Below are 22,076 nucleotides of genomic sequence, written 5' to 3' on the forward strand. Positions count from 1 at the left end.
AAGCGGACGGACGCGCGACGGAGGAAGCTATGCTCCTTTCCCCACTTCGGACGGCTCATGATGAAGCGCATCCAGATCATCGATTCGCACACGGGCGGCGAACCCACTCGGCTCGTCGTGTCCGGCTTTCCGTCGCTCGGCAACGGCACGATGGCCGAGCGTCGCGACGTGCTCGCGCGCGAGTACGATCGCTACCGCACCGCGTGCATCCTCGAGCCGCGCGGCAGCGACGTGCTGGTCGGCGCGCTGCTGTGCGAGCCCGTGTCGCCCGACGCGGCGGCCGGCGTGATCTTCTTCAACAATAGCGGCTACCTGGGCATGTGCGGGCACGGCACGATCGGCGTCGTGCGCACGCTGCATCACATGGGCCGCATCGCGCCGGGCGTGCACCGGATCGAGACGCCGGTCGGCACCGTCGAGGCGACGCTGCACGACGACCTGTCGGTCAGCGTGCGCAACGTGCCCGCGTATCGCCACGCGCAGGCCGTCGAAGTCGACGTGCCGGGATACGGCCCCGTGAAGGGCGACATCGCGTGGGGCGGCAACTGGTTCTTCCTGATCAGCGACCACGGGCAGCACATCGCCGGCGACAACGTCGCGGCGCTTACCGCGTATGCGTCGGCCGTGCGCGCAGGGCTCGAACGCGCGGGCATCACCGGCGCCAACGGCGGCGAGATCGACCACATCGAGCTGTTCGCCGACGATCCCACGCACGACAGCCGCAGCTTCGTGCTGTGCCCGGGGCTCGCTTACGACCGTTCGCCGTGCGGCACCGGCACCAGCGCGAAACTCGCGTGCCTCGCGGCCGACGGCAAGCTCGCGCCGGGCGCGGTGTGGCGGCAGGCGAGCGTGATCGGCAGCGTGTTCCACGCGAGCTACGAGCTGGCCGACGGCGGCATCGTGCCGACGATTCGCGGCAGCGCGCATCTGAGCGCGGAAGCGACGCTGCTGATCGAGGAAGACGATCCGTTCGGGTGGGGCATCGGGTCGTGAGCGAAACGAAGACCGACGTCGTCGTGATCGGCGCCGGCATCGTCGGCGCGGCGTGCGCGCACGAACTCGCGCGGCGCGGGCTGCGCGTGCTCGTCGTCGACGACGCGAGCGGCGGCGCGACCGGCGCAGGCATGGGGCACCTCGTCGCGATGGACGACAACGCGGCCGAACTCGCGCTGAGCCATTACTCGATCGAACTCTGGCGCGCGTTGAGCGGCGAGATGCCCGACGGCTGCGCATACCGCAATTGCGGCACGCTGTGGCTCGCGGCCGATGCGCACGAGATGGATCTGGCGCGCGCGAAACAGGCGACGCTCGCCGCGCACGGTGTGGCCGGCGAGCTGATCGATGCGGCAGCGCTCGCGCGACTGGAGCCGATGCTGCGCGCGGGCCTCGGCGGCGCGCTGAAGATTTCCGGCGACGCGATCCTCTACGCGCCCGTCACCGCGAACTGGCTGCTGCAGCGCGCGCCGCGCATCACGTTGCGTCGCGACAGGGCCGTCGCGGTCGATGGCCCGAGCGTGATGCTCGCGAGCGGCGACGTGCTGCGCGCGGAGCGTGTGGTCGTCGCGAACGGCGTGGCGGCGCGCGCGCTGCTGCCCGAACTGCCGCTGCGCCCGAAAAAGGGCCATCTGCTGATCACCGACCGCTATCCGGGCCACGTGTCGCACCAGCTCGTCGAGCTCGGCTATGCGGCGAGCGCGCACGCGAGCGACGGCACGTCGGTCGCGTTCAACGTGCAGCCGCGGCCAACCGGTCAGTTGCTGATCGGCTCGTCGCGCCAGTTCGACACCGAGGATTCGCAGGTCGAGCCGCCCGTGCTCGCGCGCATGCTGCGCCGCGCGGTCGGTTACCTGCCGGATCTGGCCGAGCTCAACGGCATCCGCGCATGGACCGGCTTCCGCTCCGCGAGCCCCGACGGCCTGCCGCTGCTCGGCGAGCATCCGTCGCGCCCGGGCGTGTGGCTCGCGGTCGGGCACGAAGGGCTCGGTGTGACAACCGCGCCGGGCAGTGCGCGGATCGTCGCCGCGCTGATGGCCGGCGAGCGGCCGCCCATCGATATCGAACCGTATTTGCCGGGACGCTTCTTGAGCGCGTCCCGCGTAGCCGGAGCGCTGACATGAAACGACCCCCACGCTCACTTCGTCCGCTGTCGACCGGAGTTGGCGCTTCGGCGCTGGCGTCGGTCCCATGCAAGGCACCCCCCACGGGGGCGGCCCGGCGGAGGCTGACATGATCATTCATCTGGACGGCCGCGCGCTGACGGTGGCCGACGGCGCGACCGTCGCGGCCGCCGTCGCGGCGAGCGGCGACGACACGACGCGCGTGTCGTGCACGGGCGCGGTGCGTGCGCCGTTTTGCGGGATGGGTATCTGCCAGGAGTGCCGGATGACGATCGACGGCCGGCGCCGGCTCGCGTGCCAGACGCTGTGCCGCGACGGCATGCAGGTGGAGCGCACGCGATGAAACAGGAACGACAGGAACGATTGAGCGTCGACGTCGCGATCGTCGGCGCGGGCCCGGCCGGGCTGTCGGCCGCGCGGGCCGCCGCACGAAGCGGCGCGACGGTTGCGATCGTCGACGACAACCCGCGCGCGGGCGGGCAGATCTGGCGGCAGCCGGCAGCAGTCGCACCGACGCCGGCCGCGGCCGCACGCCTCGCCGTGCTGCGCCAGCCGAACGTCACGCATCTCGCGGCGACGCGCATCGTCGCCGAAACGCAGCCGGGCACGCTGCTGCTCGAAGACGACGAACGCGGGCGGCTGCTCGATTTCCGGACGCTGATTCTCTGCTGCGGCGCGCGCGAGCTGCTGCTGCCGTTTCCGGGCTGGACGCTGCCGGGCGTGACCGGCGCGGGCGGCTTGCAGGCACTGATCAAGTACGGGCTCGACGTGCGCGGGCAGCGCACGGTCATCGCAGGCAGCGGACCGCTGCTGCTGGCGAGCGCGGCGACGGCCCGGCAGGCCGGCGCGCGCGTATCGCACGTGCTCGAACAGGCCGCTTGGCGCGACGTGGCCGGCTTCGGTACGGGGCTGTGGCGCTGGCCGTCGAAGCTCGCGCAGGCCGCGAAGCTCGTCACGACCGCGTATCGGCCCGCTGCGTACGTCGTCGAGGCATTCGGCGACGAGCGGCTCGAACGCGTGCGGATCCGGCACGGCGATCGCGAATTCGACGTCGACTGCGACCGGCTCGCATGCGGCTTCGGCCTCGTGCCGAATACCGTGCTGCCGCGGCATCTCGGCTGCCGGATCGAGAACGACGCGGTGGCCGTCGACGCGCACCAGCGCACGAGCCGCGACGGGTATTTCGCGGCGGGCGAGTGCACGGGCGTCGGCGGCAGCGAGTTGGCGATGGTCGAAGGCGAGATCGCGGGCTACGCGGCGACGGGGCAAACGGCACTGTTGGCCGCGCTCGTCGCGCGGCGCGCGCACTGGCAGGCTTTCGCGGATGCCGTGCGTGAGCGCTTCGCGATCCGCGAACCGATCCGCCGGCTCGCGCGGCCCGACACGCTGCTGTGTCGCTGCGAAGACGTACGGTTCGACGCGGTCGCGCGGGAACCGGGCTGGACGGCCGCCAAGCTGCAGTCGCGCTGCGGGATGGGCGCGTGCCAGGGCCGTGTGTGCGGCGCGGCCGCGCAGGCGCTGTTCGGCTGGACGCCGCCCCCGCCTCGCACGCCGCTCGTGCCCGCGCGGGTCGGCACGCTGATGCTCGACGGCACGGGGGCCTGCGACAGCGCATGATGCGTGACGCTGGCGGACTGTGATGAAGCGGCCCCGGTTTGCGCCGGGCCGTGCCGCTCCTTCCATCTTTATTTCACCTTCACTTTTCCTGGCCGCCGGCCCCCGCCCGCCACGAGCGCGCAGGCGATCGAGCGTCGTGGGCATGGGTACGGGTGGCGGCTCCTTCTGTCGCGGTGCCAGTTCATCGACACAGTGCCCGCGCCGTCGAGCTCCATCGGCAGGATGCGATCGCAGTTCAACTGCATGAAGCGCCGCGCGGCGGGGCCCGCGTGACGGTAGGCAAGGAGGTTTGATTGAGGGTGATCAACCGAATTGCCGATCCGGCACGCAGCGGGACAAACGACAATATACAAAATAATATAATATTTATTCTTTAATCATATCCCTCCGCCGATGAACGACGATTTCCCGACCGGGCCGCCCGGCCCCGACCAGATGCGCGCCGCCGCCGGATCGGCCTGTGCGCTCCTGAAGGCGATGTCGAATCCCGACCGGCTGCTGTTGCTGTGCGAACTGTCGCAGGGCGAGCGCTGCGTGAGCGATCTCGAGGCGCGCCTGGACATCCATCAACCGACGCTGTCGCAGCAGCTCGGCGTATTGCGGGACAACGCGCTGGTTCGTACGCGCCGCGAAGGCAAGGCGATTCACTATTCGCTCGACAGTCCGGCCGCGATCGCGGTGATGGGCGTGCTGTACGAACAGTTTTGCGGGGCGACCGTGAAGGAGGCACGCGATGCAGATTGATGCGCTTCATTTCACGCCGTGGCTATCGCTCGTCGGCGGCGTGCTGATCGGGTGCGCGGCCGTGTGGCTGGTCGCGTTCAACGGCCGGATCGCCGGTATCAGCGGGATCGTCGGCGGCCTGCTGACGGCCGGCCGTGCAGAGCGCGGCTGGCGCGCGGCGTTCGTCGCCGGGATGATCGTTGCACCCGTCGTCATGCGTTTCGCCGGGAGCAACTCGATGCCGCAGGTCGACGCCAGTTGGCTTGACGTGATGGCGGCCGGGCTGCTGGTCGGGATCGGCACACGATACGCGGGCGGCTGCACAAGCGGCCATGGTGTATGCGGAATTTCGCGCGGGGCGCTGCGCTCGGCGGTCGCGACGGCGACCTTCATGGTCGCCGGCTTCGCGACCGTGTTCGTGCGGCTGCACGTTGCGGGGGGCTGACATGCAGGCAGGATTCGCGTTTCTGGCAGGGCTGCTGTTCGGCGTCGGCCTCATCGTGTCGGGTATGGCCGATCCGCGGAAGGTGCTCGGTTTTCTCGACCTGGCGGGCCGCTGGGATCCGTCGCTTGCATTCGTGATGGCCGGCGCGATCGGCGTTGCGGTGTTCGGGTTCGCGTGGGCGAAGCGCCGTACACGGTCGTGGCTCGGCCTGCCGATGCAGTTGCCGGCGCAGCGGGCGATTACCGTGCGCCTCGTCGCGGGAAGCGCGGTATTCGGCATCGGCTGGGGGATTGCCGGGTTTTGTCCCGGGCCTGCGATCGTGTCGATCGGCTTCGGGGTGGCCAAGGGAATCGGGTTCGTCGTCGCGATGCTGGCCGGAATGGCGTTGTTCGAATGGATCGAGCGACGGCGGAATGGGCCGTGAGGCTGGTGCGGCGGCTGCGCCCGTCACGGCGTGCGTTCGTCCATCGCCGCGATGAGCCAGCTGCCCGACGGGATGCTGTGGATCTCGTTGGCGGAAGGCGTGCGCTCCGATGTGTTGTTCGACGCCGCGCTCGCGCATGGAGTCAAGATCGCGCCCGGTTCGATCTTCTCGAATGCGGGCCGTTTCGACGGCTATATCCGGCCCGGCTGCGCGCGCGTATTCGATGCGGCGCACGAGGCGGCGTTCGACACACTTGGCCGCCTCGTACGGGAAGCCATGGCGGCCGGGTAAGCGCGACGGCGCCGGCCGGACGGACTTCCGAATACGCGAGTGCGCCGGCCGGGCGCGGCACCGAAGCGGCAAGCCTCCGCCATTTCATCGGCCGACCGCGTGCGTGGCGAGGTGCTGGCGAATCAGCGACAGGTAACGATCGCCGACCGAGAAATCGCGTGCCGCGCGCGGCCGGGCGGCGGCCGGCCGCAGCGTGGCCGGCACACTCATGCCCAGATACCGGCACACGGCCGACGGAAAGGGCTTGCGCGTATGCCCGAGCTGACGCGCCGCGCGTTCGACGCGGGCATCGCCGACCTGGGCACGAAGCCACGCCAGCACTTGGCGATCGGTGTCGTTGACGATACGGACCAGATGTTCCATCGCGCGCCTCACTGTTCATAAATACAGTACTGTAAATATAACCAGTGTTTGCGAGAACCGCAAGCGGCGGCGCGTCGGCTGGCCGTTTCGCCAGGGTCAGCGCGCCGGCGCGGCGGTGCGCGCGAGCCGGGCAGCGGCCGCTGCCGGTGCGGCGATGCCCGTATAGCGCGCATCGGTCAGCGTGCCGAGAAATGCGACGATGTCGTCGATTTCCGCGTCGGTCAGCGCGGGCGGCGTACCGGGCCGGCGGTTCATCGGCGTCGAGTTGACGTTGATGTTGCCGCGATAGGCGGCCGGCACGTCGTCGAACGTTCGGGCGCCGTGATACCAGAAGCCCGGATCGGTCGAGCGCGTGTTGTAGAACGCGACCGCGTCGCGCAGCGTCGTGAACACGCCGTTGTGCATGAACGTCTGCTTGACCGCGACGTTGCGCAGCCCCGGCGTGCGCAGGTAGCCGCACCACTGCGTCGGTTCGGGCCAGCGCAGCCGCCGCGCGGTGTCGCACAGTCCGTTGTCGAAGTGGCGCGGATCGCGGTTCGCCGGCAGCGCACGGTTGCGCGGCACCGCGATCGCGTCGTAGCCGAAATCGGTGAACAGCGAGCGCTCCGGGCGGCTCGACGTGTCCGACAGCGTATGGCAGGTCATGCAATTGCCCTTGTCCGGATTCCGGAACAGCGCGAGCCCGCGCATCTCGGCCGGCGCGAGCGGCTTGCGCGTGCGCAGGAACGCATCGAAGCGCGACGTGAACGGCGCCATCTCGTCGCTCTGCAGATAGGCTTCGACGGCCGAACCGAGCGCGCGCACCAGGCGCTCGGGATCGCGCCGCACCGGCGCGCCGAAGCGCGCGGCGAGATCGGTCGCGAGTTCGGTCGCATTCACCTTGCGCAGCAGCGCGGCCGGCGACCGGTTGTTCATCTCGTTCGGATCGAACAGCGGCCCGCGGATCTGTTCGGCGAGCGTATCCGCGCGGCCGTCGCTGAACAGGCCGCCGAACGGCGACGGCGCGGGCGCATCGTCGTCCTGATAGAAGTGGCGGCGCGGCACGTAGCGCACGTACAGCAGCGACGGCGCATTGCGCTGGCTGAAGCGCCCGGGCCGGCTGCCTTCCGGCACGCCGGGCCCGGCAAGCGACGCGGCCGACAGCGTCGGCGCGAACGCGCGGCCCGGATCGTGGCAGCCCGCGCAGGACATGCCGCGCGGCTCGGACAGCCGTGCGTCGAAGAAGATCCGGCGGCCGAGCGCGACGAGCGTCGGGTCGGGCGCGAAGCGCGCGGTGGCCGCATCGATCTTGCCCGTCACCTGCGGCGTGCCGTTGCCGATCGTGTCGACGACGCGCGACGGCGGCGCGCCGGGCAGCAGGACCGTTTCGGCCGGCGCGGCGTGGGTCGCGAGCGTCAGGCCGGCGAGCAGGGTGGCGGCAAGCGTGTGCAGACCACGTACGCCCGGCCCGTCACGTCGAACTTCGTCACTCACGGCGCGATGAACCCCGTCTTGTCGCAGGCGAGCGTCCTGCCCGACTGATTGCACGACGCCAGGAGCTTGCCGGCCGCCGAATACGCATGGAACACCCAGCCCGTTGCCGGGGCGGCGTTGCGCTCCATGATCAGGAAGCCGAAGCTGTTGTTGTGCGACAGCCGCTCGATCACGGCGCCCGGTGCGGGTGTCAGGCCGGCCGGGAACGGGTCGGGCAGCGCGACGTCGAGGTTGTCGCCGCCGTTGCCGGACACGATCGTCGCCGGGTGCCCCGACGAGAAGTTGATCGCCTGGAAATCGTGCACGTGGCCGTGCAGCGCGACGTGCACGCCCGGCGGGTAGTACGCCTGCGCGTTGAGGCTCGACATCACCGACTGCAGCGCGAGGTTGCCCGGCGCGGGCGTGCTGCCGGCGATCGGCGCGAATGCGAGAATCGGATGATGGTTCGTGAAGATCGTCGTCGTCATGCCGGGCTTCGACGCGAGCGATGCGACCGTCTGGAACTGCTTCTGGTAGATGCCGAATTGCGCGTCGGTGGTCTTGAGCGGCGTGCGGCCGACCTTCGCGGTGTCGAACACGATCACCTGCGAGCCGTCGCCGAGTGAAACCGCATAGGGCTCCGAATAGTTTGCGTCGTTGTCGTTGGCCGGATCGTCGCACGAGCGGGCGGCCGAGTACGGGCGCGGGTCGAGGAAGCGGAACCAGCCCTGGCCCGCCCGCGCGCATTCCTCGTGGTTGCCGCGCACGACCACCCACGGCGCCTTCGCGAGCAGCGGCGCGGCCGGGCGGAACAGGTCGGCCTGCCACGTATCCCAGCCGTAGCCCCACGGGCTGTCCTTGCAGCCGGCGATGTCCGGCGGGCATGCGTTCTCGCGGTAGTGGTAGTCGCCGACGTGCAGCACGAGATCGGGCGACAGCTTCGCGACGCTGGCCGCGATCGTGCCGAGCGGCCAGACCGCGGCGTCGTTGCACGCCTGCCATGCATTGTCGGCCTTCTTCATCCGGCAGCCCGTGTCGGCGATGATCGCGATGCGCCGCGGCTGCGCTTTCGGCAGCGGCAGCGTGCGGCCCGCGACGCTCGCCGCCTGCGCGCCGGCGGGCAGCGTGGCCTCGCAGACGGACACCGGGAAGCTCGACGGTTTCGAATCGGCCGGGTCGCTGGCGGTCGGCCGCTGGGCGACGGTCGCCGCGCCTGCGCGCAGCGCCATGCGCGACAGCTTGCCGTCGACGGTCAGTTGCGGGCATATCGGATCGCCGGCCGACGCGGGCGTGTAGTTTGTGATGACGCGCGCGCTCGCCTGGTTCGCATCGCCGATCTCGACCCATGCGGCCTGGACGTTGGCCGACGCGCTGGCCGGATCGTCCGGCGTATCGATGTGATTCGAGCACGCGGACAGCGCGGCGAGGGCAACAAGCGGGGCGCAGCGCACGAGCAGCGCGCGCGAGAGGATTCGTCGCATGGGAAGGGGAAGCGCCGTAGGAAAGCCGTCAACGATACGCAGCGCGAATGTAAGAAATGTGAAAAGCGCGGCGCGACAGCGCGCATGAACGGGGCAATCGACCTTGACTTCAAGCCGGCTTGAAGCAGTATCGTCCGGTTCGTCATCAACGAATCGGAAGGGAATCGACGATGGAAGCCAACCGGCCCAACGAAGCGCAATCCGCGCTATGGAACGGTCCATCGGGGCGCGCATGGGTCGATGCGCAGGCGCTGATGGACCGGATGTTCGAGCCGTTCGAAACGCTGCTGGCGGATGCCGCCGCAGCGTCGTCCGCAATGCACGTGCTCGATGTCGGCTGCGGCACGGGCGCGGTCACGCTCGCGATCGCGCGGCGGCTCGGCGCGGGCGCGCAGTGCACGGGCATCGACATTTCGGCGCCGATGATCGACGCTGCCCGCGCGCGTGCCGAACGCAGCGGCGTGCGCGCCCGGTTCGTGTGCGCGGACGGGCAGACGCATGCGTTCGAGCCCGCCAGCGTCGACCTGTTCGTGTCGCGCCTCGGCGTGATGTTCTTCGACGACCCGGTGCGGGCGTTCGCGAACCTGCGGCATGCGGCGCGGCCCGGCGCGCGGATGCGGTTCGTCGCGTGGCGCGGCGCGGCCGACAACCCTTTCATGACGACGGCCGAGCGGGCGGCCGCGCCGCTGTTGCCGAACCTGCCCGCGCGCCAGCCTGGTGCGCCGGGGCAGTTCGCGTTCGGCGACCGGCAGCGGATCGCGTCGGTGCTGTCGGATAGCGGCTGGGCCGACGTCGCGATCGAGCCGGTCGACCGCGCGTGTGCGCTGCCGGCGTCCGCGCTGGACGACTACATCGCCCGGCTGGGCCCCGTCGGCCTCGCATTGCTGAAGACGGACGAAGCAACGCGGCAGCGCGTGATCGACACGACGCGCGCGGCGTTCGAGCCGTACGTGCATGGCGCCGAGGTGCGGTTCGATGCGGCGTGCTGGCTGGTGACGGCGCGCGCGCCGTCTGCCTGACGTGTCGCGTGAAAGCCGCGGAAGCGGATCAGGGACGCCCTGGCTGCCCGTCCGCGCCGGGATGACGCGCACCCGTGTGACGAAGCAGGGCCGCGCGACGTGCGTGCGTCAGCGTTTGCGCGCGCGCAGCATCAACCACGCGCAACCGCCGGCCGCCAGCACGAGACCGAGCAGGACGGCCTCCACGCCGAGCGCGAAACCGGGCGGCATTTCGCCGCTGTTCGGCACCGGCGCCAGGTTGCCGGCCATTGCGATTGCGCCGCCGGCGAGCAGCGCCGCGCAGACGATCCAGTAGATCTTGCCGCGCGGCGGCGCCGCGCGGATTCGCCACAGCGCGATGGCGCCGCCGCCGAGGTACAGCACGGCGAGCGTGCCGAGCGCAATGACGTCGGCCGCGCGGCTGTGCAGCAGCCCGCTCATTCGGCCTCCGTCGCGTGCCCTGGCGCGCGGCTCAGCAGATGCGTGCGCGTGTCCGCCGCGAGCGACACGTAGCGTTCGTACTGGCGCAGCACGTCGGCAATCACTTCGTCGCCGCGCAGGTATTCGACGTCGTAGCCGAGCCGGCCATCCTCGAAGAACGTGACGATGCCATACACGTGCGCACGCGACGCGTCCGGCTCGGCCGCCTCGCGCACCAGGAACGCGGCCGCGGATTTCACGGTGACGCGCACGCCGTACACGAAATCGCGATGGTCGGCGGTCGGCACGGTGAGCCGCACCGCATCGTCGCTGTCGCGCTGCACGTGCGCATCGACGCCGCTCGCGCGCAACTCGTCGGCGACCTTGCGCAGCGCGGGCTCGACCGTTTCCGCAACGAACTGGCGCGCCTCGGCCTCGGTCGTCTGACGCAGGATGTGCGTCAGGCGATGGCGCCAGTGCTGGCCGGTCCAGAAGCTCGTCGCGGGTGCGACGTCCTGCGAATAGTGCGCGCGGTCGGCCGCGAGCCCGCGCCACAGCCCGTAGCAGAGCGCGAGCATGATGAGGGCAACCGGCAGCGCGGCGATCAGCGTCATCGCCTGCAATGCGCCGAGCCCGCCCGCGACGAGCAGCACCGCGGCCGTCACGCCGAGCAGCGCGGCCCAGAACAGCCGCTGCCAGACCGGCGAATGCGCGCTGCCGCGCGTCGCGATCTGGTCGATCACGAACGCGCCCGAATCCGCGGACGTGACGAAGAACACCGCGATCAGCACGATCGCGACGATCGACAGCAGTTGCGGCAACGGCAGGAAATCGAAGAAGCGGAACAGCAGCGCATCGACGCTGGTCGCCGTCTGTGCGAGTGCGCCGGCCGCGCCGTGCGTATCGAGCCAGATCGCGCTGTTGCCGAACACCGTCATCCACACGAGGTTGAACGCCGTCGGCACGAGCAGCACGCCGATCACGAACTGGCGGATCGTGCGGCCGCGCGAGATGCGCGCGATGAACATGCCGACGAACGGCGACCACGACACCCACCACGCCCAGTAGAGGATCGTCCAGCCGCCGAACCAGCCTTCCTCGCGCGGCGGCGCGTATGCATAGGTGCGGAACGACAGGTCGACGAGGCTCGACAGGTACTGACCGATGTTGTCGGCGAGCGCGCGCAGCAGGAACGCCGTCGGGCCCGCGATGGCCACGAACGCGAGCAGCAGGAACGCGAGCAGCAGGTTCAGCTCGGACAGCCTGCGCACGCCCTTGTCGAGGCCGCTCGCGGCCGACAGCCCCGCGAGGATCACGACGAGCGCGACGAGCCCGAGGCGAAACGTATTGCCGCCCGTGTCCCAGCCGGCGACCGTATGCAGGCCCGCGCTCAGCTGCATCACGCCGTAGCCGAGCGTCGTCGCGATGCCGGCGACCGTGCCGACCAGCGCGAACGCATCGACCGTGTGGCCGATCCAGCCGTCGATGCGCTCGCGCAGCACCGGATACAACCCCGAGCGCAGCGTCAGCGGCAGGTTGTAGCGGAAGCCGAAGTACGCGAGCACGAGCCCCATCAGCCCGTAGATGGCCCACGCATGAAAGCCCCAGTGGAAGAAGGTCATCAGCATCGCCTCGCGCGCGGCGTCGGGCGTGCCGGGGGCGACCGTCGGCGGCTTCAGGAAATGCTGCATCGGCTCGCCGACGCCGAAGTACATCAGGCCGATGCCCATGCCGGCCGCGAACAGCATCGCCGTCCACGACACGAAGCTGAATTCGGGTTCGGCATCGTCGGGGCCGAGCCGGATCTTGCCGAAGTCGCTGGCGGCAATCAGCACGAGAAACACGAGGAAGCCGGTGACGGCGAGCACGTAGAACCAGTCGAAACGTGCGATGACCCATTGCTGGCCGGCGAGGAACAGCGCGCCGGCTTCGCTCGGGTGCAGCGCGCACACGACGAGCAGCGCGCCGATCACGGCGAGCGCGGGCAGGACGACCTGCGGCTTGAATGTCGTGCGAGGCGAGGGACGGAGATCCGGCATGGCGGGTATCCAGTTGTGGGCGCAACGACGCGCAACGCCGCCCGGCGCGCACGTCGCGCGTCGGACCCTGATACGGCATGCGTCGAGTGTACCGCGGTGTCAGGACTGCAAGAACGGGTATGCAGAGGGAATCGAACCTGACGAATTGTAAGGTATCGGGGCGATCGGGAAAACCGGCGTGGTGCGCCGGCCGGGCTGGTGGCGGGACGGGGAAACGTCGTGGAGAACGTCTATGGGGCGCCCGGACGGCGCATGCAGGGTGCGCATCGTCCGGGGCGTGGAGAGCGTGCCGAGGGGCCGCCCGGCGGGTTCAGAACGTGACGGCGATCCCCGCCATGCCGACGAACTGGCCGCGCGTCGTCGACGGCGTGAGCTGCTGCGAATCGCCGACGATCGGCGCCGCGTCCACGATGTGCCCGGCGCCTTGTGCGCCGAGCGTCTGCCCGCTCGAATGCGTGTACGCCTGCAGCGCGTAGAGCGTCGTGCGTTTCGACAGGCTGTACGACTCCTTCAGCGAGTACTGTTGATAGCGGGCCGCGCTCGCGACGCCGTTCGCCTTCGATGCGAGCGTGTACGCGAATGCGCCGGCCACCGAGAACGTCGGCGTGAATCGGTACGCGGCGAGCGCGCCGTAGGTGTTGAACACGGCCGTGTCGGTGAAGGCCGAGCCGTTGCCGGGCAGGTACTTCACGTTCGAATAGTTGAGCCCCATCGTCAGGTCGCCGAGCGTGTAGTTGCCGGCCGCCGCGACCTGTTCGACGGCCTTCGCGGTCAGATAACCCTGGTTCAGCACGGATACCGCGAAGCTGCCCGACGCTGCGGTGGCCGGATTCTGGAAGCCCGCTGACGAGCCCGAGCTGTTGATCCGCAGGTAGCCGGCCGCGATCCCGATCGGCCCGTTCGCGTAGCGCAGCGCGGCGCTGAACGTGTTGCCCTTGCCGGTCGCGCCGGCGATGCCGCCGAATGCGTACATCGCGCTCGCGGTGAGTCCGGCGAAGGTCGGCGACGTATAGGTGACCGAGTTGTTCACGCGGATCGTCGTGTCGAGGCCGTCGATGTCGCCGGGATGCGCGCCGGTGGCGCCGGTCAGCCAACTGCTCGACGCGTACGGGCCGACGAACAGGAAGTACGGCGTGTACTGGCGGCCGGCCGTGACCGTGCCGTAGCGAACGTTGCGCAGGCCGACGAAGGCCTGGCGGTTGAAGATCGTGCCTGCGGCGGCCTGTGCGCCCGTATTCAGGTTGAAGCCGGCTTGCAGGTCGAAGATCGCGTGCGTGCCGCCGCCGAGATCCTCGTCGCCGCGCAGCCCGAACTTCGACGCATACAGGTTGCCGTCGCGCATATAGACGTTCGAGTGTCCCTGCTGGTTGTTCACGTACGCGATCGAATCGTCGACCACGCCGTACAGCGTCACGCTGCTCTGCGCATGGGCGGCGGTCGTGCCGAGCGACGCGGCCGATAAAATGAGGATTGCATAACGGTTGACGGGTGCTGTCATTGTCGATCTCCGGGTCTCTTCATCTTTTCAAAGGGGGCGGGAGGCTGAATGCCTCCTCTGTGGCAGGCGGCGGGCCGCGCGAACGGCCCGCCTGATCGGGTTGGCTTCGGCCTCAGCGGTTCAGCGGTTCAGTGGTCGAACGCGACGACGAGGCGGCGCCATGCGCCGTCCCGCGTATCCTGCTCGACGCGCGCACCGCGCACGGCCACCGGGCCTTGCAGCGACGCGGGCAACAGGATCTCGACACGGTCGGCCGGGCGCGCCGGGCGGCCGTCCCAGCGGACCGACACGCCGAGCGCGCCGGACGCCTCGCGGCCGGTCTCGATGCGCCACAGTCCGTATTCGCCGTCGCGCCACGCTTCCGTTTCGCCGTCGTCCTCGACGCATTCGCCGTACGCGACGCCGTCCTCGATCCGTGGCGCGACGAGGAAGCCGCGCGTGTCGGCGCGCGCACCGAAGTGCTGTTCGGCGACGTTCAGCGGCAGCACGCGGCCTTCGCGCAGCAGCATCACCGGCGTGTCGAGCGGCGCGGGCAGCGTCACGCTCGCGCCGCCGTCGAACGATTGCGCGCTCGCGCAGCACGTCCAGCGTGCGCCCGACGGCAGATACACCGTGCGCTCGGACTGGCCGGGATCGACGACCGGCGCGACCAGCAGTGCGTCGCCGAGCATCATGTCGTCGCACGCGTCGTAGCAGCGCACGTCGCCCGGGAAGTCGGCGAAGGTCGGCCGCAGTACGGGCTCGTAGCGCGTCGTCGACAGCCACAGCAGGTGATAGAGGTAGGGCAGCAGCCGGTAGCGCTGCTTGATCAGCGACGCGATCCGCGCGGTGATCTCCGGGTACATCCACGGTTCGTTGACGGTGCCGTCGTCGTTCCACGAATGAATGCTGAAGCGCGGCATGAAGATGCCGAACTGCACCCAGCGCAGCAGCAACTCCGGCGACGGCGCGGGGCCGGAGAAGCCGCCGATGTCGTGACCGATGTTCGATACGCCCGACAGCGCGAGTCCGAGGCCCATCTTCAGGTTGTAGCGCAGCGTTTCCCACGACGTGTAGTTGTCGCCGGACCACGTCTGCACGTAGCGCTGCATGCCTGCGCCGCCGGAGCGCGACACGAGGAACGGCCGCCGCGCCGGCGCATGCGCGCGCTGCGCGTCGCGCGACGCGCGCATCATCAGCATCGTCTGCAGGACCTTCGCCTCGCGCGCCGGAAACGGCTGGCCGAAGCCGTGCGCGATCGCGTCGGGCGACCAGATCTCGTATTCGTTGTTGTCGTTCCAGGTCGACTCGATCCCGTATTCCAGCAGCGCCGACGTGACTTGCTCGCGCCACCAGCGGTAGGCGTCCGGCTGCGTGAAGTCGACGTACGCGCCGACCTCGTCCCAGAACTGCACCCACGCGGGCTCGCCGGAGGCCGAGCGGATCAGCAGACCGCGCTTCGCGGCGTCGTCGAAGGCCGGATGGTCGCGCAGCAGGCACGGCTTGATGTTCGCGCACAGGCGGATGCCGTGGTCGCGATAGTGCTGCACGAAACCCTTCGCGTCGGGAAACTTGTCGCGGTTCCAGTTGAACACGTAGCGCTTCGCGCCGATCGACGTATAGCCCGACGACAGGTGGAACGAATCGCACAGGATGTCGTGCGCGTCGCACTGCTCGACGAACTGGTTCATCTGCTGCTGCGCGTCCGGCGCATCGGTGTAGCTCATCGTCGAGCCCGAATAGCCGAGCCCCCATTTCGGCGTGCGCGCCGGACGCCCGGTCAGCCACGTGAAGCGCCGCGCGGCCGCGAGCGGCGTATCGGGCGACGCGATGAAGTAGTAGTCGAGATCGCCGTGCTCGGCGACGAAGTAGCGATAGAGCCCGTGGTAGTTGTCGAGTTCGCGGCCCATGTCGAACGTGCAGTCCGACAGCGTGTCGTAGAACAGCCCGAACCCCTGGCGCGCATCGGGCGACCACGTGATGTAGAACGGGATGTGCTTGTAAAGCGGGTCGGTGTGCTTCGCGCTGTAGCCCATCGCGTCGATGTTGCGCATCTCGAAGCGCGCGCCCGTGCGGTCGAGTTCGCCCGCGCGTTCGCCGAGACCGAATACCTTGTCGCTCCGCTCGCGGGCGACGTAGTGATACGCACGATCGTCCCACCAGCCGAAGTTGTACGCCTGCGTCGCGCGGTCGGCGAGCACGATGCGCCATGCGCCGTCCGCGCCGCGCATCGACCACGTGCAGTGGCCGCCTTGCCGGCGCACCGCGAGCCGGATCTGCGCGGTTTCGATCCGCACGTCGTCGTCGTCTTCGGCGAAGTCGTAGTGGGGCAGCGCGAAGCCGCTCAGGTCGAGGCGGTCGCGCCCGTCGAGCGGCACGTCGTCGAGGCCGGGCGCGATGGTCCACGTGCGCGGGGTGCGCGCCGTCGCGTCGGGCAGCACGCGCAAGCGCACGATGTCGTCCTCGAGCACGAAGATTTCGATGCTGGCGCCCGTATCGGACGCGAGCAGCACGCGGTTCGCGTGGTGGCTGGCGACGCGGAACACGGGCGGATGAAGGAGCGAAGTCATAAGGCGATTCCTGGTGAAAACGGAGCTCAGGCGTGCTGCGCGAGCAGGCGTTCCTGCTTCGACTGGCCGCGGATCAGCACCGCGAGCAGCGTGACGCCGATGATGTCGAACAGGCCGAGGCACGCGAACAGCGGCGCATAGCCGATCTTGTCCGCGAGCGCGCCGACCAGCAGCGAGAAGCCGAGGCCGCCGATCCACGCGGCCATCCCGGCGAAGCCGCTGGCGGTGCCGACCTCCTCGGAATCGAACACGTCGGCCGACAGCGTGTTGACGAGCGCGGAGATCATCTGGTGCGCGAAGCCGCCGACGCAGAACAGCGCAATCGCGGTGTACGGCGACGACACGAGCCCGATCATCGCCGGCCCGAGCATCAGCACCGCGCCCAGCGCGACGCCGGCGACGCGCGACCACACGAGGGGCAGCTTGAAGCGGTTAGCGAGGTAGGGCGACAGGTAGCCGCCGGCGATGCCGCCGAGGTCGGCCGCGAGAAACGGCATCCACGCGAACACCGCGATCTGCGTGAGCGGCATGTGGCGCTCGGTCGCGAGATACAGCGGAATCCAGAAGCTGAAAGTCTGCCATGCGGGCTCCGCGAAGAAGCGCGGCAGCGCGATCGCCCAGAAGCGCCGGGCGGTGACGACGTCGCGGACGCGGCGCCTGGACACGGGCGGCATCGTGGCCTGGCCGTCGCGGATCAGCGTGCGTTCCCGCGCCGTGATGCGCGGATGGTCGGCCGGCGACCGGTACTGCGTGTACCAGAGCGCGGCCCAGATGAAGCCGAGCGCGCCGGTGACCATGAACGCGGCCTGCCAGCCGAACCGCATCGAGATGAACACGACGAGCGGCGGCGCGATCGCGGCGCCGAGCGACGTGCCCGCGTTGAAGTAGCCGACCGCGACGGATTTCTCGCGGTCGGGAAACCATTCGGCGACGGCCTTCATCCCCGACGGAATCGCGGCCGCCTCGAACAGGCCCAGAAAGCCGCGCAGGATGCCGAGAGACAGCCAGCCCGATGCGAAGCCATGCGCGACGCCGACCACCGACCACAGCATCGCGAACAGCGCGAAGCCGAGCCGCAGCCCGATCAGGTCGACGATGAATCCGCATACCGGCTGCATGATCGTGTAGCCGATCTGGAACGCGCCGACGATGTACGAGTATTGCTGCGTCGAGATCGCGAACACCTGCTTGAGCTCGGGCGCGAGCACCGCGAGGGAATTCCGTGCGAGGTAGTTGAGAATCGTGCCGAGACACACGAGCACGATGATCCACCAGCGCAACGCCTTGACTGTCTTCACTGCTGTCTCCTGTCAGGCAGGGCGGGCGCGCGGCGCCTGCCCGGTCCATGAGGGCCATCCGTCGGGATGGCTTGTTTCGTTTTCGTTCGTACGATGTCCGATCTTGCTGCGCGCCGGTTTGTACCGGTTTATATCGAATTCACGGTGTTCGAGCGAACATTTGATCGTCATCACACTGCAATGTTATCTGACGACTGATCATTTTCGAACATCCTATGTTCGAATGCGAATCCGGTCAACGTGAATCTGCATTCGAACGAACTTGCTTGGGGTTTTCCCGATGACGGTGCGCCCGACACAGGGGTCGCGACGGAAGGGCGTCGTCCGTCGAAGGCCCGTGCGGCGCGGGCGGGCGACTTCGCGGATGGCTGACGAAGGTGCGCGGGGGTGACAACCCTGATGAAAATTTATTTTTTTCCGGCCATCAGATTGTGTAAATTCATTTTCATCGAACCTTGCAACAACCCTTCGCATGACGCCTCTCGTTCCGCCCGATGTCAGTCACGACGAACCTGCGATCGCCGAGCGGATCGCGTCGGCGATGCCGTTGATGACGCCGATTCACCGGCGCATGGGCGAATTCGTGCTGGCGAACCCGTTTCGCGCGGCGACGATGCGGATCGACGAGCTCGCGCAGGCCGTGAATGCGTCGATCGCGACCGCGAACCGCTTCGCGAAGGCGCTCGGTTTCGACGGCTATCCGGCGATGCGCGCGGCGCTCGTGCGCGGCTTCGAGGCCACGCTCGGGCCGGTCGAGCGGCTGCGTTCGGCGCAGGAGCAGGAGCCCGGCGTACGCGGCGCGGTCTGGATCGATGCGGTGTTCGACCAGGCTGTCGCCAACATCGAGAACACGCGCGCGCAACTGGATGCGGCCGACGTCGAGGCGGCGGTCGAGGCGATCGTCGGCGCGCGGCGCGTGCTGATTCTCGGCGCCGGGTCGAGCGCGTTTCTGACCGGATTGATGGAGCACGGACTGTCCGTCTGCCATGACAGCGTGCAGTCGCTCGCGCTGCTCGGCGGCCCGTCGCATGCGGCGCGACGTCTGTACACCGCCGATTCGCGCGATCTCGTGATCGCGCTCGCGTTTCCGCGCTACGTGAAGGACACGATCGAGCTGGCCCGTCGTGCGGCCGCGCGCGGCGCGCGCGTGCTCGGCATCTCCGACGGCCCGCAATCGCCGCTCGCGCCGATCGCGTCGCTGAACCTGTACGTCAAGGCCGAGCGGCGCTTCGCGGCCACGTCGGAGGCCGCGGTGCTGACGATGATCGAGGCGCTGATCGACGCGGTCGCGCTGCGCACGCACCGGTCCGCGAAATCCGCCGCCGAGATGACCGAATTCCTGCTGCCGTGGCTCGTGCAGCCGCAAGCGGCGCTGCCGGCCGCCAACCCTTCTTCCCCCCGTCCGAAAAAATCATGACTTCACCCGCGATCGTCGCGATTCACGGCGGCGCAGGCACGATCCTGCGCGAAGCGATGGATACCGACACCGAACGTCGGTACCGCGCCGAACTCACCGCGATCCTGCAGGCCGCGCAACAGGTGCTGGCCGACGGCGGCAGCGCGCTCGACGCCGTCACCGTCGCGGTGCGGATGCTCGAGGATTGCCCGCTGTTCAACGCCGGGCGCGGCGCCGTGTATACGGCCGAAGGCAAGCACGAACTCGACGCGGCCGTCATGGACGGCGCGACGCTCGGCGCCGGCGCGATCTGCTGCGCGACCCGCGTGCGCAATCCGGTACTCGCCGCGCGGCGCGTGATGGAGGCGAGCGAGCACGTGCTGTTCGCCGGCGCGGGCGCCGACGCGTTCGCGGCCGCGCAGGGGCTCGAGCTCGTGGAACCCGGCTACTTCGACACCGAAGCGCGGCATGCGCAGTGGGTCAAGGCGCGCGCGGCGGCCGGCGCGATGCTCGATCACGATGCGGCGACGTTCGTGTTCGGCCAGTCGCAGCCGCAACCCGCCGAGCCGCTCGATCCGGACCGCAAGCACGGCACGGTCGGCGCGGTCGCGTGCGACGTGCATGGCCATATCGCGGCGGCGACGTCGACGGGCGGCATCACGAACAAGCAGCCGGGGCGCGTCGGCGATTCGCCGATCATCGGCGCCGGCTGCTATGCGGACGACGCGACCTGCGCGGTCTCGTCGACGGGCACCGGCGAGACGTTCATCCGGCTCGCGACCGCGCATGACGTGGCCGCGCAGATCGCGTATCGCGGCGCGTCGCTCGCCGACGCCGCGCACGACGTCGTGATGAACAAGCTGCCGCGCCTGGCGGGCCGCGGCGGGATCATCGCGGTCGACGCGCACGGCAACGTCGCGATGCCGTTCAACACCGAAGGGATGTACCGCGGCTACGCGCGCGTCGGGGACGCGCCGGTCGTCGGCATCTACCGCGACGACGCGGCCTGAAACCGGATCGCACGAGGAGATACGCGATGACTTCGAGCCGTAACCCGTCGGCCCTGGCGCTGCCCGAGCAGCGCGTGGTGGCCGTCGACGACCTGTCGGTCACGTTCCGCCGCGAAAGCGCGACGTTCGACGCGGTGCGCAACGTGTCGTTTCACGTCGATCGCGGCGAGACGCTCGCGATCGTCGGCGAATCGGGCTCCGGCAAGTCGGTCACGTCGCTCGCGCTGATGCGGCTCGTCGAGCACGGCGGCGGCGAGATCACGAGCGGACGGATCGCGTTCCGGCGCCGTGGCGGCGCGCTGGTCGATCTCGCGCAGGCGAGCGCCGCGACGATGCGCGGCATCCGCGGCGCGGACATCGCGATGATCTTCCAGGAGCCGATGACGTCGCTGAACCCGGTGTTTACGGTCGGCGACCAGATCAGCGAGGCGATCGCGCTGCACCAGTCGAAGAGCGCGGCCGAAGCCCGCGCGGAAGCGCTGCGGCTGCTCGATCTCGTGCGCATCCCGGAAGCGCGCCGCGTGTTCGCGCGCTATCCGCACCAACTGTCGGGCGGGATGCGGCAGCGCGTGATGATCGCGATGGCGCTGTCGTGCCGCCCCGCGCTGCTGATCGCCGACGAGCCGACGACCGCGCTCGACGTGACGATCCAGGCGCAGATCCTGCAACTGATCCGCGGGCTGCAGGACGAAATGAACATGGGCGTGATCTTCATCACGCACGACATGGGCGTGGTGGCCGAAGTGGCCGACCGCGTGCTCGTGATGTATCGCGGCGAGAAGGTCGAGGAGGGCGAGTCGGACCGCATCTTCGCGACGCCCGCGCATCGCTACACGCGGGCGCTGCTCGCGGCCGTGCCGCGGCTCGGCTCGATGCAGGGCACCGACGCGCCGGAGAAATTCCCGCTGCTGAAGGTGGACGGCACGAGCGCGACGGCCGCGGCGCCGACCACGGCGTCCGCCGCGAACGACGCGCAGCCGCTCGTCGATCACGCCGCGCCGCCGATCCTGCGCGTGCGCGATCTCGTCACGCGCTTTCCGGTGAAGAGCGGCGTGTTCGGCCGCGTGTCGCAGTACGTGCATGCGGTGGAGCGCGTGAGCTTCGAGCTGCGCGCGGGCGAGACGCTCGCGCTCGTCGGCGAATCGGGCTGCGGCAAGTCGACCACCGGCCGCTCGCTGTTGCGCCTCGTCGAATCGCAGAGCGGCTCGATCGAATTCGACGGACGCGACATCAGCGCAATGAAGGGGCATGACCTGCAGGCGCTGCGGCGGAACATCCAGTTCATCTTCCAGGACCCGTTCGCGTCGCTGAACCCGCGCCTGACCGTCGGCTTCTCGATCATGGAGCCGCTGCTCGTGCACGGCGTCGCGAGCGGCCGTGAAGCGCAGGCGCGCGTCGACTGGCTGCTCGACAAGGTCGGCCTGCCGCCGGAAGCCGCGCGCCGCTATCCGCACGAATTCTCGGGCGGCCAGCGTCAGCGGATCGCGATCGCGCGCGCGCTCGCGCTGAACCCGAAGGTCGTGATCGCCGACGAGTCGGTGTCGGCGCTCGACGTGTCGGTGCAGGCGCAGATCGTCAACCTGATGCTCGACCTGCAGCGCGAACTCGGCGTCGCGTACCTGTTCATCTCGCACGACATGGCGGTGGTCGAGCGCATCAGCCATCGCGTCGCGGTGATGTATCTCGGCCAGATCGTCGAGATCGGCCCGCGCCGCGCGGTGTTCGAGGCGCCGCAGCATCCGTACACGAAGAAGCTGATGAGCGCGGTGCCGGTGGCCGACCCCGCGCGCCGGCATGCGCCGCGCCAGCTCGCGGCCGACGAGATTCCGAGCCCGATCCGCGCGGTCGGCGACGAGCCCGTCGTCGCGCCGCTCGTCGCGGTCGGCCCCGATCATTACGTCGCGACGCATCGCGTCGGCGGCGCGTATTGAGTAGTGGAGTCGTGCGTTGCGATG

Annotated in this window: 19 protein-coding genes and 1 pseudogene; 12 read left to right on the forward strand and 8 right to left on the reverse strand. The window is 69.5% G+C overall.

Annotation, left to right across the window (positions count from 1 at the left end; all coding sequences use genetic code 11):
* The first annotated feature begins 60 nt into the window (after positions 1-60).
* From CFB52_RS21105 to CFB52_RS21140, 8 genes and pseudogenes are all read left to right on the forward strand, one after another.
* Complete coding sequence (locus CFB52_RS21105; RefSeq protein WP_099317893.1) at positions 61-993, forward strand: 4-hydroxyproline epimerase; 933 nt, start codon at positions 61-63, stop codon at positions 991-993.
* Positions 990-2,117 (forward strand): FAD-binding oxidoreductase, encoded by a 1,128-nt coding sequence (locus CFB52_RS21110; RefSeq protein WP_099317894.1) that lies wholly within the window; start codon positions 990-992, stop codon positions 2,115-2,117. Before CFB52_RS21105 ends, CFB52_RS21110 begins: the two co-directional genes overlap by 4 nt.
* Before the next feature lie 109 nt (positions 2,118-2,226).
* Positions 2,227-2,460, forward strand: coding sequence for a 2Fe-2S iron-sulfur cluster-binding protein (locus CFB52_RS21115; RefSeq protein WP_099317342.1), 234 nt, complete (start codon positions 2,227-2,229; stop codon positions 2,458-2,460).
* Positions 2,457-3,734 carry an FAD/NAD(P)-binding oxidoreductase gene (locus CFB52_RS21120; protein WP_099317343.1) on the forward strand — a complete coding sequence of 426 codons (1,278 nt, stop codon included), beginning with the start codon at positions 2,457-2,459 and terminating at the stop codon, positions 3,732-3,734. Before CFB52_RS21115 ends, CFB52_RS21120 begins: the two co-directional genes overlap by 4 nt.
* A gap of 393 nt (positions 3,735-4,127) precedes the next feature.
* Positions 4,128-4,478: a metalloregulator ArsR/SmtB family transcription factor gene (locus CFB52_RS21125; protein WP_099317344.1), complete on the forward strand. Its 351-nt coding sequence runs from the start codon at positions 4,128-4,130 to the stop codon at positions 4,476-4,478.
* Entirely contained in the window at positions 4,468-4,902 is a 435-nt protein-coding gene (locus CFB52_RS21130) for a YeeE/YedE family protein (RefSeq protein ID WP_099317345.1), read from the forward strand. Before CFB52_RS21125 ends, CFB52_RS21130 begins: the two co-directional genes overlap by 11 nt.
* A gap of 1 nt (position 4,903) precedes the next feature.
* Positions 4,904-5,326, forward strand: a complete 423-nt coding sequence (locus CFB52_RS21135; RefSeq protein ID WP_060311096.1) for a DUF6691 family protein — start codon at positions 4,904-4,906, stop codon at positions 5,324-5,326.
* 51 nt (positions 5,327-5,377) lie between these two features.
* Positions 5,378-5,617: pseudogene (locus tag CFB52_RS21140) on the forward strand (PLP-dependent aminotransferase family protein); the annotation flags it as partial.
* Positions 5,618-5,701: 84 nt separating this feature from the next.
* Here the strand turns inward: CFB52_RS21140 and CFB52_RS21145 are convergent.
* The 3 genes from CFB52_RS21145 to CFB52_RS21155 all read right to left on the reverse strand — a co-directional run bounded on the left by CFB52_RS21145 (position 5,702) and on the right by CFB52_RS21155 (position 8,913).
* Positions 5,702-5,980, reverse strand: a complete 279-nt coding sequence (locus CFB52_RS21145; RefSeq protein ID WP_099317346.1) for a hypothetical protein — start codon at positions 5,978-5,980, stop codon at positions 5,702-5,704.
* 96 nt (positions 5,981-6,076) lie between these two features.
* Entirely contained in the window at positions 6,077-7,390 is a 1,314-nt protein-coding gene (locus tag CFB52_RS21150) for a cytochrome-c peroxidase (protein WP_373680973.1), read from the reverse strand.
* A gap of 59 nt (positions 7,391-7,449) precedes the next feature.
* A complete protein-coding gene (locus CFB52_RS21155) occupies positions 7,450-8,913 on the reverse strand; it encodes a metallophosphoesterase (RefSeq protein ID WP_099317348.1) in 1,464 nt (487 codons plus the stop codon).
* A gap of 170 nt (positions 8,914-9,083) precedes the next feature.
* Here CFB52_RS21155 and CFB52_RS21160 point away from each other — a divergent pair, with 170 nt between their 5' ends.
* On the forward strand, positions 9,084-9,932 hold the full coding sequence (locus CFB52_RS21160; RefSeq protein ID WP_099317349.1) for a class I SAM-dependent methyltransferase: 849 nt from the start codon (positions 9,084-9,086) through the stop codon (positions 9,930-9,932).
* Between the two features lie 108 nt (positions 9,933-10,040).
* On the opposite strand, the gene CFB52_RS21165 is transcribed toward CFB52_RS21160, so the two are convergent.
* The 5 genes from CFB52_RS21165 to CFB52_RS21185 form a co-directional block, all read right to left on the reverse strand.
* On the reverse strand, positions 10,041-10,352 hold the full coding sequence (locus CFB52_RS21165) for a hypothetical protein (protein WP_060311090.1): 312 nt from the start codon (positions 10,350-10,352) through the stop codon (positions 10,041-10,043).
* A complete protein-coding gene (locus CFB52_RS21170) occupies positions 10,349-12,370 on the reverse strand; it encodes a BCCT family transporter (RefSeq protein ID WP_099317350.1) in 2,022 nt (673 codons plus the stop codon). Before CFB52_RS21170 ends, CFB52_RS21165 begins: the two co-directional genes overlap by 4 nt.
* Positions 12,371-12,680: 310 nt before the next feature.
* Positions 12,681-13,868, reverse strand: a complete 1,188-nt coding sequence (locus CFB52_RS21175) for a porin (protein WP_059639328.1) — start codon at positions 13,866-13,868, stop codon at positions 12,681-12,683.
* Positions 13,869-13,996: 128 nt separating this feature from the next.
* Complete coding sequence (locus CFB52_RS21180) at positions 13,997-16,417, reverse strand: glycoside hydrolase family 31 protein (RefSeq protein ID WP_099317351.1); 2,421 nt, start codon at positions 16,415-16,417, stop codon at positions 13,997-13,999.
* Positions 16,418-16,443: 26 nt separating this feature from the next.
* Positions 16,444-17,715: an MFS transporter gene (locus CFB52_RS21185; protein ID WP_059582281.1), complete on the reverse strand. Its 1,272-nt coding sequence runs from the start codon at positions 17,713-17,715 to the stop codon at positions 16,444-16,446.
* A 472-nt stretch (positions 17,716-18,187) separates the two neighbouring features.
* Between CFB52_RS21185 and CFB52_RS21190 the strand changes: the two genes are divergently transcribed.
* The 3 genes from CFB52_RS21190 to CFB52_RS21200 are packed head-to-tail and all read left to right on the forward strand — an operon-like array spanning position 18,188 to position 22,052.
* Positions 18,188-19,132 (forward strand): MurR/RpiR family transcriptional regulator, encoded by a 945-nt coding sequence (locus tag CFB52_RS21190; RefSeq protein ID WP_059639331.1) that lies wholly within the window; start codon positions 18,188-18,190, stop codon positions 19,130-19,132.
* Positions 19,129-20,121, forward strand: a complete 993-nt coding sequence (locus tag CFB52_RS21195; protein WP_099317352.1) for an isoaspartyl peptidase/L-asparaginase family protein — start codon at positions 19,129-19,131, stop codon at positions 20,119-20,121. The genes CFB52_RS21190 and CFB52_RS21195 overlap by 4 nt, the downstream gene beginning before the upstream one ends.
* 26 nt (positions 20,122-20,147) lie before the next feature.
* Positions 20,148-22,052, forward strand: a complete 1,905-nt coding sequence (locus CFB52_RS21200; RefSeq protein WP_099317353.1) for a dipeptide ABC transporter ATP-binding protein — start codon at positions 20,148-20,150, stop codon at positions 22,050-22,052.
* Positions 22,053-22,076: the final 24 nt, after the last annotated feature.

The organism is Burkholderia sp. AU18528, from assembly GCF_002223215.2.
GTDB classification, from domain to species: Bacteria; Pseudomonadota; Gammaproteobacteria; order Burkholderiales; family Burkholderiaceae; genus Burkholderia; species Burkholderia semiarida.